The organism is Tersicoccus mangrovi (assembly GCF_036881825.1).
Classification (GTDB): Bacteria; Actinomycetota; Actinomycetes; order Actinomycetales; family Micrococcaceae; genus Tersicoccus; species Tersicoccus mangrovi.
In genome coordinates this window covers 88,874-103,074 of the sequence record NZ_JBAJMW010000003.1, presented here as the reverse complement: position 1 = coordinate 103,074, position 14,201 = coordinate 88,874, and the positions used below count along the sequence as shown (strand labels likewise).

Annotated in this window: 10 protein-coding genes and 1 tRNA gene; 4 read left to right on the top strand and 7 right to left on the bottom strand. The window is 71.5% G+C overall.

Annotation, left to right across the window (positions count from 1 at the left end):
* Positions 1–3: 3 nt before the first annotated feature.
* The 6 genes from V6N00_RS06575 to V6N00_RS06550 all read right to left on the bottom strand — a co-directional run bounded on the left by V6N00_RS06575 (position 4) and on the right by V6N00_RS06550 (position 6,364).
* Positions 4–687: a TetR/AcrR family transcriptional regulator gene (locus tag V6N00_RS06575; protein ID WP_334231284.1), complete on the bottom strand. Its 684-nt coding sequence runs from the start codon at positions 685–687 to the stop codon at positions 4–6.
* Entirely contained in the window at positions 684–3,230 is a 2,547-nt protein-coding gene (locus V6N00_RS06570; RefSeq protein ID WP_334231283.1) for a YhgE/Pip domain-containing protein, read from the bottom strand. Before V6N00_RS06570 ends, V6N00_RS06575 begins: the two co-directional genes overlap by 4 nt.
* Positions 3,227–4,051, bottom strand: coding sequence for an ABC transporter ATP-binding protein (locus V6N00_RS06565; protein ID WP_334231282.1), 825 nt, complete (start codon positions 4,049–4,051; stop codon positions 3,227–3,229). Before V6N00_RS06565 ends, V6N00_RS06570 begins: the two co-directional genes overlap by 4 nt.
* A 132-nt stretch (positions 4,052–4,183) precedes the next feature.
* On the bottom strand, positions 4,184–5,629 hold the full coding sequence (locus tag V6N00_RS06560) for a dihydrolipoyl dehydrogenase family protein (protein ID WP_334231281.1): 1,446 nt from the start codon (positions 5,627–5,629) through the stop codon (positions 4,184–4,186).
* Between the two features lie 3 nt (positions 5,630–5,632).
* A complete protein-coding gene (locus tag V6N00_RS06555; RefSeq protein WP_334231280.1) occupies positions 5,633–6,058 on the bottom strand; it encodes an organic hydroperoxide resistance protein in 426 nt (141 codons plus the stop codon).
* Between the two features lie 233 nt (positions 6,059–6,291).
* A tRNA-Arg gene (locus V6N00_RS06550) sits at positions 6,292–6,364 on the bottom strand.
* 305 nt (positions 6,365–6,669) lie between these two features.
* Between V6N00_RS06550 and V6N00_RS06545 the strand changes: the two genes are divergently transcribed.
* Positions 6,670–8,538, top strand: a complete 1,869-nt coding sequence (locus V6N00_RS06545) for a phosphoenolpyruvate carboxykinase (GTP) (protein WP_334231279.1) — start codon at positions 6,670–6,672, stop codon at positions 8,536–8,538.
* Positions 8,539–8,770: 232 nt separating this feature from the next.
* Positions 8,771–9,715 carry an endonuclease domain-containing protein gene (locus V6N00_RS06540; protein WP_334231278.1) on the top strand — a complete coding sequence of 315 codons (945 nt, stop codon included), beginning with the start codon at positions 8,771–8,773 and terminating at the stop codon, positions 9,713–9,715.
* A gap of 204 nt (positions 9,716–9,919) precedes the next feature.
* On the opposite strand, the gene V6N00_RS06535 is transcribed toward V6N00_RS06540, so the two are convergent.
* Entirely contained in the window at positions 9,920–11,356 is a 1,437-nt protein-coding gene (locus tag V6N00_RS06535; protein ID WP_334231277.1) for a phosphomannomutase/phosphoglucomutase, read from the bottom strand.
* Positions 11,357–11,453: 97 nt separating this feature from the next.
* Here V6N00_RS06535 and V6N00_RS06530 point away from each other — a divergent pair, with 97 nt between their 5' ends.
* Together V6N00_RS06530 and V6N00_RS06525 are read left to right on the top strand one after the other, a co-directional pair.
* Positions 11,454–12,671 (top strand): MFS transporter, encoded by a 1,218-nt coding sequence (locus V6N00_RS06530; protein ID WP_334231276.1) that lies wholly within the window; start codon positions 11,454–11,456, stop codon positions 12,669–12,671.
* 60 nt (positions 12,672–12,731) lie between these two features.
* On the top strand, positions 12,732–14,201 hold the full coding sequence (locus V6N00_RS06525) for an MFS transporter (protein WP_334231275.1): 1,470 nt from the start codon (positions 12,732–12,734) through the stop codon (positions 14,199–14,201).

Below are 14,201 nucleotides of genomic sequence, written 5' to 3'. Positions count from 1 at the left end.
GAGTCAGTCGCGCACCCACCCGCGTACCGCGGCCATGACGACGGCGACCGCGGTCGCGCGGTCCAGTGTCGCGCCGTGGGTGTCGCGGGACAGGCCGGTGAACATGGTCGAGCCCATCAGGGTCACCGCCAGCTGCTCGATCGGGAGGGTGGGATCGACGTCGTGGGTCCCGGCGACGGCCTCGAGCCGGTCCTGGATCAGGCTCAGCAGCCGGCCCCGCAGCGCATTCAGCTCCGCATACCACTGGCTCATCGGGCGCCACATCTCGCTCATCCACAGTCGCGTGAAGGAGGGGTACTCGGTGAGGAAGTCGAGAGCACGTCCCACCATGTCGGCGACCTGGTCGACGGGATCGGCGGTGTCGTCGACGCCGAGCAGCCGCTCCTCCATGAGGTCGACCCCGGATTCGAGCACCTTCGCCACGAGGTCGGCCTTGCTGGAGAAGTTGTAGTAGACCGTGCCCTTGGAGACGCCGGCGGCCGCGGCGATCTCGTCGATCGACACGTTCGCCGGGCCGCGCTCGCCCAGCAGCGTGATGGCCGCCTCGAACAGCTTCGCCCGGGTACGGGCGGTGCGGCCCGGGCGGCTGCCCCGCCCACCGCCGGAACGGACCGCCGGGCCTGAGTCCTCGGCCGGAGCCGGGGCCGGGGCCGTGGCTGGGACCGGGTCGGCGGCGACGGCGCTCACAGCGCGATCTGCGGCTGGAGGCGGGACAGCGTCCAGAACCGGTGACGGCGGGCGGCGAGGGTCGAGAGGCACACTCCGATCATCACGTACCCGAGCAGGCTGAGGAACACCGCGGGCAGGAACGAGAGGTCCGCGCCGTAGATCAGCGTGCGCATCTCGTCGATCACCCGGCCCATCGGCAGCACCACGTGGACGAACTGCAGCGGCGCCGGAACGGTCTGCCACGGGAACGTGCCGCCCGAGCCGACCAGCTGGAGGACCAGCAGGATGAGGACCAGGAACTTCCCGACGGCCCCGAGCAGGGCGATCAGCCCCTGGATGAGGGCGCTGAACGCCAGGGCGGCCGCCAGCATCAGCAGCCACGTGAGCACGGGATGCGCGACGTCCAGGCCGATCGCGAACAGCACGACGAGGTACAGCACGGTGGCCTGCACGACGGCGACGGCGACGAACGGGAGCCAGCCGCCGACGGCGATCTTCCAGGCCTGACCGTTCGACGCCAGGGCGCGCTCGGAGATGGGGCGCATCGTCTGGGCGAGCATGAACAGGCCGATCCACAGGGCGAGGACCATGAAGAACGGGGCGAGCCCGGCGCCGTAGGAGGTCGCCTTGGCCTGGTTGACCGCACCGACGGACACGGGGTCGCCGATCACCTGGGAGTAGTTCTGCTTCTGTGTCGCGTCGGGGTTCGGCACCTGGCCGGCACCGCGGGCGAGCTGGTCGTGCAACTGGGTCGCGCCACCGGCCAGCTTCGTCGCGCCGTCCTTCAGGCTCTGCGCGCCGGAGTCGAGCTGTGCGGTGCCGGAGGCGAGCTTCTCCGCACCGGTGAGGGCGTCGTGCTGGCCTGCGGAGAGGCTGGACGCCCCCGAGGCGAGCTGCCCGGCGCCGGCGTGGGCGGAGGCGATGCCGTCGGTGAGGGCGGGGGTGGCGTCGGCGAGCTTCGCGGTGCCGTCGGCGAGCCGGCCCGCACCGGTGTGGGCGGAGGCGATGCCGTCGGTCAGAGCCGGGGCGGCGGCCGCGAGCTTCGCGGTGCCGTCCGCGAGCCGGCCCGCACCGGCGTGGGCGGAGGCGATGCCGCTGCCCAGGGCTGCCGTCCCGTCCGCGAGTTTCGCGGTGCCGTCGGCCAGCTGTCCCGCGCCGGTGTGGGCGGAGGCGATGCCGTTGCTCAGCGCCGGGGCCGCGTCGGCGAGCTTCGCGGCACCGGCGGAGACCTGACCGGCGCCGGTCGAGAGCGCCTCGACCTGGCCGGCCGCCTGGCCGACGCGCTGCCGGGCGGCGTCCAGTGCGGGCGAGGTCGGAGCGGCGTCGTAGCGGGCGATGATCTGCTTCGCGGTCGCGTCGTCGATCACGCCGTCGGCGCGCAACTGATCGGTCGTGGCGACCATCCGCTGACGCGCGGCGTCGGGCACCGCGTCCAGCTGCTGCGCCATGCCCTGCACCGCGGTGGACAGCGCCGCGTCGCCGGCCGCGACCTGCGCCGCGCCGTCGGCGAGCTGCCGGGTCTGCGCCGGCAGGCCCGCGGTCTGCTCCTGGAGGGTGCCGAGGCCGGTGTTCAGCTGCGCCGCACCGTCGGCGAGCTGCCGGGTCTGCGCGGGCAGGCCGGCCAGTCCGTCCTCGATCGTGCCGAGCCCGGTGTTCAGCTGGGCGGCGCCGTCGGCGAGCTGTCGGCTCTGGGCGGGCAGATCGGCGGTCTTCTGCTGCAGGGTGCCGAGGCCGCTGTTCAGCTGGGCGGCGCCGTCGGCGAGCTGCCGGGTCTGGGCGGGCAGGTCCGCTGTCTTCTGCTGGAGGGTGCCGAGGCCGCTGTTCAGCCGGGTCGCGCCGGTGCTGAGCTGGTCGGTGCCGGCCACCAGCTTCTTCTCGCCGTCGACGAGGGAGACGGTGCCGGTGACGCCCTGGGCGGTGCCGTCCTTGAGCCTGCCCGCGCCGTCCGCGAGCTGCTGGGCGCCGTCCTTCAGCTGCCCGGCGCCGTCGGCGGCCTTGCCGAGCTGGTCGTGGATCGTGCCGATCGAGGTGAGCAGCGCGTCGGCGGTCTTGGTGCTGACCTGCTTGGCGACCGAGTCGTGGATCTGCGTCGTCACCTTCCCGGCGATGGTGCCGAGCAGGTAGTTGTTGGCGTCGTTGGTCGTGATGGACAGCGCGGCCTGCTGCGCGGGTCTGCCGGTCGTGAGGTTGTCGGGCGACGCGAGGCGCGTGCTGAAGTCGGCGGGGATGGTCACGGCGAAGGCGTAGTCGCCCGACTCGACGCCGGCGTTCGCGCGGTCGGCGGACGTCACCCGTACCCAGTCGAAGGTCTTCGAGTCCGTCAGGTTCCTCGCGATCTCGTCGCCGACGTTCTGCTGCTTGCCGCCGATCGTCGCCCCGTCGTCGTCGACGACCAGGGCGGCACGGATGCTGCCGAGATTGCCGTACGGATTCCAGTTCGCGTAGAGGTACATGGCGCCGTACAGGAGCGGGACGAGGATCATCGCGACGAGGGCCAGGCGGGGCAGGCGCCCGCTCGTCATGCGCTTCAGTTCGGACTGGGCCAGTCTCAGGGTGGTCATCGGTCGTCCTTCGCCGTCTCGGCGGTCGGTTCGTGGGTGAGGTCGTGGGTGGTGAGGGGTGCGGTCGCGGGCTCGACCGGCTCGGGGTCGGCCGGTTCGCCCTCGTCCGGTTCGTGCTCGTCCGGGAAACCCGGGACGGGCAGGGCGGTGTCGAGCGCATCGTCCGAGGGTTCTGTGTCATCCGGGCGGCGGCCCTCGTCGGGCTCTTCCGTCGCCGCGCCGATCACGGTGACCGGCCCGGTCCAGCCGTCGGGGACGTCGGTGACGACGGCGATCACGACGAGGCCGCGGGCGGCGAAATCCGTCACGACGTCGAGCCAGGCGGCGCTGTCGAAGGTGAGCCGGTCGGGGCCGTCGAGCACGAGTGCTGAGACCCGGTCGTCGGCGAGGGCGAGGTCGGCCAGCAGGCGCAGCCGGCGCGTCGCGCTCAGCTGGTCGGGCCACTGGTCGAGCAGGTCCGCGTGACCGTGGTCGACGGCCCAGCCGCGCACCGCTGCTCGACGCCGGATGGGCCGGGGCAGCAGGGAGAGGTCCTCGGCGATGACGTCGCGCATCCGCTGGTGCCGCTCGGGCTCGTTGACTCCGGGGGAGTCCACGAGGCCGACGTGCGAGCGGAGCTTGCCGATCCCGTCGTCGTGACCCCACATCACGGTGCCGCCGTCCGGACGCATCCGGCCGCTGAGCGTCAGGGCGAGTGCGGTGCGTTCCTCGGCCGTGGTGGCCAGGACGAGATGGGGTTCGGACTCCAGGGCGGTGAGCGTCGTGGGAGGGAGGAGATCGCTGTGGCGTCCGTGGACGAGGACGCGTCGGGCCGTGAGCACCCGAGAATTCTATTTAGACTGACCGGTCAGTTCAAGTAGGACGTCTCGTGCGCGACGGTGATCTCGGGAACACGGAACCGCCCGGTCCGTCGGGACGGGCCGGGCGGATCCGGTGTCGAGGCGGAGAGGAGGTCAGCGACCCGCCTTCTCCAGCAAGCGCAGCCACACCTCGCTGATCGTCGGGTACGCGGGCACCGCGTGCCAGAGGCGGTCCAGTGGCACCTGGCCGGCCACGGCGACGGTCGCCGAGTACAGCAGCTCGGCGACGTCGGGGCCGGCGAAGGTGACGCCGGCCAGGGTGTCGTCGGCCGTGTCGATCACCAGTTGCGCCCAGCCGGTGTATCCGTCGGCGTGCAGGGACGAGCCGGCGACCGCGATCGGCAGCTCGACGGTCCGCACGTCCAGTCCCGCGTCGCGGGCCTGCTCGGCGGTGCGGCCGACCATCGTCAGCTCGGGGTCGGTGAACACGGCCTGGGGGACCGCGACCTCGTCCGCCGTCGCGGCATACCTGCTGAATCGCCCGGCATCCGGGGTGGAGCCTTCGGCGCGCGCGGCGATGAAGTCGCCCGTCGCGCGTGCCTCGTACTTGCCCTGGTGGGTCAGCAGCACCTTGCCTGCGACGTCGCCGACGGCGAACAGCCAGTCCGAGCCCGCGACCTGCCCGGTGGGGGCGACCTCAGGCAGGCCGCCCTTCGTCGTCAGCTGCACGCCGGCGTGCTCGAGTCCGAGGTCGCCGGTGTTCGGCCGGCGGCCCGTCGAGACGAGCAGCCGGTCCGCGACGACCGGCTCCGCGTCGTCGAGCGTCACGGTGATCGTGCCATCCTCGGCCGCCTCGACCCGCGTGGTCGCCGTGTTCTCGTGGACGGTCAGGCCCTCCTCGCGCAGGGCGTCCAGGACGACCTCGACCGCGGGCCGGGGGAACTTGGCCAGCACGCCGGAGCGGGCGATCACGGTGACCGTCGAGCCGAGCCGGGCGAACGCCTGGGCCATCTCCATGCCGGCGACGCCGCCGCCGAGCACGGCCAGCCGGCCGGGCACCTCGTGCGCCGACGTGGCCTCGCGGGTGCCCCAGAAGTCGACACCGTCGAGGCCGTCGATCGGCGGGGTCACCGGCGTCGAGCCGGTGGCCAGGACGACGGCCTGCCGCGCGGTGATCACCGTCGTCGTGCCGTCCTGCCCGGTGACCGTGACCTCGCGCTCGCCGCTGATCCGGCCGTGGCCACGCAGGAACGTCGCGCCGATGCCCTCGATCCACTCGACCTGCCCGGCGTCGTCCCAGTGCGAGGTGAACTCGTCCCGGCGGGCGAAGACCTTGTCGACGTCGACGGACCCGGTGACCGACTGGGCGGCACCGTCCACCGAGCGCGCGGCGTGCACTGCCGTCAGCGGCCGGATCAGCGCCTTGGACGGCATGCACGCCCAGTAGGAGCACTCGCCGCCGGCGAGATCGGCCTCGACGACGACGGCCGTCAGGCCGCCGGCGATGACCCGGTCGGCCGCGTTCTCGCCGACGGGCCCGGCGCCGATGACGACGACGTCGGTGGTCAGGGTGTTCTGCTGTCCCGCTGCGTCGGACACGGCTCAGTCGTCCGAGACGGTGACGGTGACGGGGATGTTGCCGCGGGTGGCGTTCGAGTACGGGCAGACCCGGTGGGCGGCGTCCGCGAGCTCCTGCGCCTGCTCGTGCGGCAGGTCGGGGATGGTCACCTCGAGCTCGACGGCGAGACCGAAGCCCTCGCCGTCGTCGTTGCGTCCGATCGAGACACGGGCGCCGACGGTGGAGTCGCCCAGGTCGACCTTCGCCTTGCGAGCCACGCCCTGCAGGGCGCTGTGGAAGCACGCCGCGTAACCGGCCGCGAACAGCTGCTCGGGGTTGGTGCCGACGCCGTCCCCGCCCATGCTCGTGGGGATGGAGAGGTCGAAGTCGACCTTGCCGTCCGGCGTCCGGGTGTGGCCGTTGCGGCCGGCTCCGGTCGCGAGGGCTTCGGCGGTGTAGAGCGGTTCCATGGGTTCGCACCTTCCCTGGGGCGGCGGGCGAGCCGGTCGGCCCACCCGTGGCACTCGTCCATCATGACGAGGCCCGTCACCGGTGCCAAGGTGGGCGGAGGAAGGTTCATTCCCGGTCGGGGAACGGAGGTGGCGCCGGCCCGTCGCGGCGTCGTCGGCCGTCGCAGGGCCGTACCGGCCCGGGAACGACAGCAGCCCCGGTCCGCGAGGAACCGGGGCTGCTGTCAGGAAAGTGCGCCCGAAGGGATTCGAACCCCCAACCTTCTGATCCGTAGTCAGATGCTCTATCCGTTGAGCTACGGGCGCGTGGCCCGCCGTGTTGACGCTCCGAACTGGAGGGTGACAACGGCGAACGGGCCGGATAAAACCATACACCGGGGCCGGGTTCACGCCCAAATCCGGCGGGCGTGCGCGGATGACGTGGGATGGCGCGTCCGGCGTCACACGTCTATACCGGTCTACGTGACCTGGATCACGACCATCTAGTCTCCCTCCTAGCGACGGCGTGCCGCCGCCCTCGTGGGACGGCCGACGGCCGCCCGGTCCGGGGTTCGCGCACCAACGGTCCCCCTACGATGAGGGCACCCCAGATCCCAACGAAGGGAAATGCCATGGCCGGTACGGTTCAGGAAACGAGCACGGCGAGTCCGAGCGGCGCGAACGCTGCCGTGAGGGACGCGCTCGAGAACGCGCCGACCACGCACGCCCGGCTGCTCGCCTGGGTCCGCGAGGTCACCGACCTGACCGAGCCGGACACGCTCGTCTGGGTCGACGGCAGCGAGGCCGAATGGACCCGCCTGACCGACGAGATGGTCGAGACCGGCACCCTGGTCCGCCTGGCCGAGGACAAGTTCCCCAACTCCTTCGCGGCGTTCTCCGATCCCGAGGACGTCGCCCGCGTCGAGGAGCAGACCTTCATCTGCTCGAAGGAGGAGCGCGGCTCCGGGCCCACCAACAACTGGATGGACCCCGAGGACATGAAGGCCACCCTGCGCGGCCTCTACCGGGGCAGCATGCACGGGCGCACCATGTACGTCATCCCCTTCGTCATGGGCAGCCTCGACGCGACCGACCCCAAGTTCGGCGTCGAACTGACCGACAGCCCCTACGTCGTCTGCTCGATGCGGATCATGGCCACGATCGGCTCCGCCGTCCTGGACAAGATGACCGCGACGGACGCGTTCTTCGTCGAGGCGCTGCACTCGGTGGGCCAGCCCCTGGACAACGGCCAGGACGACGTGCCGTGGCCGTGCAGCGAGACCAAGTACATCGTGCAGTTCCCCGAGGACCGGGCCATCTGGTCCTACGGCTCCGGCTACGGCGGCAACGCCCTGCTGGGCAAGAAGTGCTACGCGCTGCGGATCGCGTCGGCCATCGCGCACGACGAGGGCTGGCTCGCCGAGCACATGCTCGTCCTGAAGATCACCGACCCGCAGCAGCGGGCGCACTACGTCGCCGGCGCCTTCCCGTCCGCGTGCGGCAAGACGAACTTCGCCATGATCGAGCCGACCGTGGAGGGCTGGAAGGCCGAGATGGTGGGCGACGACATCGCGTGGATGCGGTTCGACGAGTCCGGCACCCTGCGGGTCGTCAACCCCGAGGCCGGCCTGTTCGGCGTCGCGCCCGGCACCGGCTGGTCCACCAACCCCAACGCGATGCGCGCCGTCGCCAAGGGCAACACCATCTTCACCAACGTCGCCCTGACCGACGACGGCGGCGTGTGGTGGGAGGGCATGACCGACGAGGTGCCCGCGCACCTGACCGACTGGCGGGGCCGGTCCTGGACCCCGGCGTCGAAGAACCCGGCCGCGCACCCGAACTCCCGGTTCTGCACGCCGATCAAGCAGGTCGACATCCTTGCCCCCGAGTACGACGACCCGGACGGCGTGCCCCTGTCGGCCATCATCTTCGGCGGCCGGCGCAAGACGACGGTGCCCCTGGTGCACGAGTCGTTCGACTGGGAGCACGGCGTGTTCGAGGGTGCGACGCTGTCCTCGGAGACGACGGCCGCCGCGTCCGGTGCTGTCGGCGTCGTGCGCCGCGACCCCATGGCGATGCTGCCGTTCATCGGCTACAACGCCGGCGACTACCTGGCGCACTGGGTCAAGCTCGGCAAGACCCACGCCGGGCACATGCCGAAGATCTTCTACGTCAACTGGTTCCGGCGGGACCGGGACGGCAAGTTCGCGTGGCCCGGATTCGGGGAGAACTCGCGGGTGCTCAAGTGGATCGTCGGGCGGCTCGAGGGTGAGGCGTCGGGGGAGCAGACGCCGATCGGCATCGTGCCCCGTCCCGAGGACCTCGACCTGACCGGCCTGGACATCTCGGAGCAGCAGCTCGGCGACGCGCTGAAGGTCGACGTCGAGGAGTGGCGCAAGGAGCTGCCGGGCATCCACCAGTGGTTCAACGTGCTGCACGACTCGCTGCCGCCGGAGATGGTGCGCCAGTACCACCGGCTGGAGGTCCGCCTGGAGGTGTGACGCCTCCGGGACACCGGCTCGGCTGCTCGGCCGAGCACTCGGCCCTCCGCCAGAAGGGACAGTTCCTCCCGGCGAGGCGGTGCACGGCACCAGCGGAGTGGGAGGAACTGTCCCTTCTGACGTTGTCACGCAGGTCCCTTATTGTCACGGCGGCCGACGGACGCCGTCGGACTTGTCCACAGGAGCGGACCCGATCCTGTCTCTGGGCGGTCTCTCCTGCGACAGTGTGCGCATGCACGAGATCCGGCCGGCGCCCTCACCTGACGCGTTGGGTCTGCGCTCCAGCCGCACGCTCGAACTGTCGGGGTACCCGCCGAATCGGGTGAGGCGGCTCGTCGATCGTGGCGTGCTGCGACGGGTCAGGCGTGGGTGGTACATCAGCCAGGACCGCTGGCAACGCCTCGACGCCGACGATCGCTACCGCGTGGTGGTCTATGCCGGCGGCTTCTCCTTGTCGGACGCTGCCGTGATCAGCCACCATTCCGCGGCTGCGCTGCATGGTCTGCATCTGCTCGCCGTGCCGGATCAGATGCACGCGCGTGTTGCGGCACCGGTCTCCGGGCGGGGGACGCGCACCGGGGTGTCGTACCACCGGTTGGCCGTGCAGATCGTTCCGACGACGACGGCGCACGGGCTGCACATCAGCGGCCTGGAAGACGTCGTCCGAGACGTGGCGACCGTGGCGTCCCACCGGGAGGCCCTCGTCATCGCCGATCAAGCAGCTCGACGCGGACTCGACAGCGGTGCGCTCCGGTCCTGGATCGCCGACAACCCGGGGCGGCACGGCGTGCGCCGTCTCGCGCTCGTCATCGACCGGCTGGATCCGGCCGCTGAGTCCGCGGGGGAGACCCTGACACGCGTCCTCCTGCACGAATGGGCGGTTCCCCTCCCGGTCAGCCAGTGCTGGATCCCGACGGCCATCGGCGACCATCGCGTGGACTTCGCGTGGCCGGACCGCCGCATCGTTCTCGAATTCGACGGTCGCGGAAAGTACTTCGACTACCGGCCGACCGCCGAGGCCCTCTACGAAGAGCGACGTCGGGAGAAGGCGCTCATCAACGCGGGTTGGCGCGTCATTCGAATCGGTTGGGCGGACGTGACACGGAACACCGAGGCCTTCCGTCGACTCATCACCGTGGCGCTTGCCGCGTCGACGCAACGGCCAGCGGTGGGCTGAAGGGAGCTGCCTGTACGGATGCGGCCGGGCTCCCGGGGATCCACGTCGCGGATGGGACAGGTACTACCGGAAGGGGTGGCATCACCACCACCTCGGCGGGAGTAACAGGCCCAACTGCCGAGGGGGCCGGTCCTGGGGGGCGCCCGAGGGAGAGGACACGCCGCGCCGCGCGCCGCGGCCCTGGCCGGACCGAGGGCGGTGCCGTTACGCCCGGACGAGGGCGAGCACCCGGTCCCGGATCCGCTCCATCAGCGCCCGGTCCGCGGCCTCCCCGTTGTACCGCAGGAACGGCTCAGTGTTCGACGGGCGCAGGTTGAACCACCAGGAGCCGTCGGCCGCGCTGAAGGTCGTGCCATCGAGCTCGTCGACGGTGACGTCGTCGTCGGCGAAGTCCTCACGCACCCGGTCCACCGCCGCGGCCTTGTCCTCGACCGTCGAGTTGATCTCCCCGGAGGAGACGTACGGCTCGTACTCCGCGCCGAGTTCCGAGAGCGGTCGGTCCTGCTCGCCGAGGGCCGCGAGCACGTGCATCGCCGCGAGCATGCCGGTGTCGGCATTGAAGAAGTCGCGGAAGTAGTAGTGCGCGGAGTGCTCGCCGCCGAAGACGGCGCCCTCCGACGCCATCACCGCCTTGATGAACGAGTGCCCCACGCGGGTGCGCACCGGCCGGCCGCCCTCCCGCTCCACCAGCTCGGGCACCGCCCGGGAGGTGATGAGGTTGTGGATGATGACGGGGTGCTCCTCGCCGGCGGCCCGCGAGCGGGCGATCTCCCGCCTCGCGACGAGGCCCGTGACGGCGGACGGCGAGACGGGCTGCCCCTTCTCGTCGATGACGAAGCAGCGGTCCGCGTCGCCGTCGAACGCCAGGCCCAGGTCCGCGCCGTGCTCGACGACGGCGGCCTGCAGGTCGGCCAGGTTCTCCGGCTCGAGCGGGTTGGCCGGGTGGTTCGGGAAGCTGCCGTCCAGCTCGAAGTACAGCGGCACGATGTCCAGCGGCAGGGCGGGGAGCATCGCGTCGCCGAGGACCGCCGGCGTCGTCATCCCCGCCATGCCGTTGCCCGCGTCGACCACGACCTTCAGCGGTCGGATGCCGCTCAGGTCCACGAGGGAGCGAAGGTACGCGGCGTAGTCGGGGAGCACGTCGCTCAGGCCGATCTCACCCCGCTGCCCGGCCGGCTCGATGGTGCCCGCGGCCAGGTACTGCTGGGCGGCGTCGCGGATCTCGTTCAGGCCGGACTCGGAGGAGACGGGCACGGCGCCGGCGCGCGACATCTTGATGCCGTTGTACTCGGCGGGGTTGTGCGAGGCGGTGAACGTGACGCCCGCGGCGTCCAGCGTCCCGCACGCGAAGTAGAGCTCGTCCGTGGAGATCAGGTCCAGCAGCTGCACCTCGGCTCCGCGGGTGGCGGCGCCGTCGGCGAAGGCCTTCGCGAACGCGGGTGAGGAGGGGCGCATGTCGCCGCCGATCAGCACCGTCCGGCCGGACAGGCCGAGGACGTCGACGAAGGCGGCTCCCGTGGCGCGCACCGTCTCCTCCGTGATGGTCTCCCCGACGATGCCGCGCACGTCGTAGGCCTTGAAGGACGCGGAGAGGTCGATCGTCTCGGGCGTCTGCTGATTCACGGGAGTCTGCTGGTTCACGCGACAAGGGTAACGAACCGGCGGCACCGCGCACCCGGGCGCACCGTGGACGGGACGAACCCGAGGTCGGGCTACCGTGGACCGGTGAGCGAGATCGATGACCGCTGAGTTCGCCGGGTACCTGCGGGGTACCCCGGGCTACCGACGCGTCATCGCGGCCCTGGCCTGCGCCGGCGTCGTCACCTTCGCCCAGCTCTACTCTCCGCAGGGCGTGCTCCCGCTCATCGCCGCGGACCTGAGGATCAGTGCCTCCGACGCCGGGCTGACCATCTCGGCGGCCACCGCCGGGCTCGCCCTCTCCGTCGTCGTCTGGTCCTTTGTGGCCGACCGGTTCGGCCGGGTGCAGGCGATGCGCGCCGCCATCGTGCTCGCCACCGTGCTCGGTCTCGCGGTTGCCGTCACCCCGGACTACGGGGTGATGCTGACGCTGCGCGTGGCCGAGGGGGTGGCCCTGGGCGGGGTGCCCGCCCTCGCCGTCGCGTACCTGAACGAGGAGGTCCACCCGTTCCACGCGGCGCTCGCGGCCGGCACGTACGTCGCGGGGACCACGGTCGGCGGCCTGCTGGGCCGGATCACCGCCGGGCCCGTGGGCGAATGGCTGGGCTGGCGTGCCGGGATGCTGACCGTCTCGATCCTCGCCGCGATCGCCGCCGTCGGGTTCGTGCTGCTGGCACCACGGCCCCGCGGTTTCGTCGCCGTCCGCCGGCAGGACCGGGCCGAGGGCGTCGTCGTCCTCCTGTTGATGCACCTGCGCAACCCGCGCATGCTCACCGTCTTCGCCCAGGGCATGCTGCTGATGGGCGGCTTCGTCGCGATCTACAACTACCTCGGGTTCCGGCTCGAGGGGCCGCCGTGGCACCTGCCGCACGCGCTGATCAGCGCCATCTTCGTGGCCTACCTCGCCGGCACCGTCTCCTCGCCCCTGGCGGGCCGGCTCGCGGCGCGACGGGGGCGGCGCACGGTGCTGCTCGGCTCGACGGCGGTGATGAGCGCCGGGGTGCTCATGACGACGACGCCGTGGCTGCCCGTGATCCTCGCCGGCGTGCTCGTGCTCACCGCCGGTTTCTTCGGGGCCCACTCGATCGCCTCGGGCTGGGCCGGGTTCCAGGCGACGACGGGGCGCGCCCAGGCCACGTCCCTCTACAACCTGGCGTACTACCTCGGCTCCAGCGTGTTCGGCTGGCTCGGTGGCGTCCTGTTCGGCTGGTGGGGGTGGTCGGGGACCGTCACGCTCGTCATCGGGCTCGCCGCCCTCGCCGGCGTCCTCGCCCTGCTCGTGCTCCCGCGCGGAGAGGCAAGACCCGCCACCGCCTGACCGGCGGCCTGGACGGGTCTATGCTGCCCGGACAGGCAGCAATCGCAAGGGGGCTTATCGATGACGCAACGACTGGAGACCATCAAGACCCGCATCCCCGGCCGGCTGGACCGGCTGCCGTGGGCGGGCTGGCACTGGATGATCGTCGTCGGGCTCGGCACCGTCTGGATCCTCGACGGCCTCGAGGTCACCATCATCGGCTCGATCAGCGATCGGCTCACGGAGGGCGCCTCAGGGCTCGGCCTGACGGCCGGCCAGATCGGCCTCGCCGCCGCGATCTACGTGGCCGGCGCGTGCGTGGGCTCGCTCGTGTTCGGCTACCTGACGGACCGCTGGGGCCGGAAACGCCTCTTCATGATCACGCTGCTGCTCTACCTGGCGGCCACCGTGGCGACGGCGTTCTCCTTCAACCCGATCTTCTTCTTCATCTGCCGGTTCTTCACCGGTGCCGGCATCGGCGGCGAGTACGCCGCGATCAACTCCGCGATCGACGAACTGATCCCCGCCCGGCACCGCGGCGTCGTCGACCTGGCGATCAACGGGTCCTACTGGCTTGGCGCGGCGGCCGGAGCTGTGCTCTCCGTGGTCCTGCTCAACACCCACCTCTTCGCCGCCGACCTCGGCTGGCGGCTCGCGTTCGGCCTCGGTGCGGTGCTCGGCCTCGTCATCCTGCTCGTCCGGCGGCACGTGCCCGAGTCGCCCCGGTGGATGTTCATCCACGGCCGCAACGACGACGCCGAGCAGCTGGTCGAGGGCATCGAGCACCGCGTGGAGGGCGAGACCGGGGCGACGCTCGAACCGGTGCAGCAGTCGCTGACCATCCACCAGCGGAAGTCGACCGGCTTCGGCACCATCATCAAGGTCGCCTTCGGGCAGTACCCGAAGCGGTCCGTGCTGGGACTGAGCCTCTTCGTGGGGCAGGCGTTCCTCTACAACGCCGTCTTCTTCACGTACGCGCTCGTGCTGACCAAGCTGCTCGGGGTCTCGGGCGGCGCCGCCCCGTGGTTCCTCGTGCCGATCGCGCTGGGCAACTTCGCCGGACCGCTCGTCCTCGGCCGGCTCTTCGACACGCTCGGACGGCGCCCCATGATTGCCGGCAGCTACATCGGCTCGGGCGTGCTGCTCGTGGTGACGGGGCTGCTGTTCCAGGCGCAGGTGCTCAGCGCGGTCGCGTTGACCGTGTGCTGGTGCATCGTGTTCTTCTTCGCCTCCGCCGGCGCCAGTTCGGCGTACCTGACGGTCAGCGAGATCTTCCCGATGGAGACCCGGGCGATGGCCATCGCCTTCTTCTACGCCGTGGGCACGGGTCTCGGCGGCATCATCGGACCGCTGCTCTTCGGCACCTTCGTCGAGCAGGGGATCGGTGCGGTCGCCATGGGCTACTTCATCGGCGCCGGACTGATGATCGCCGCGGGGGTCGTGGAGATCGTCCTCGGCGTCGACGCCGCCCGGAAGTCGCTGGAGGACATCGCGGCACCGGTCTCCTCGCAGCAGCCCGCGGTCTCCCCCCGCCGACGGGCGACCGCCTGA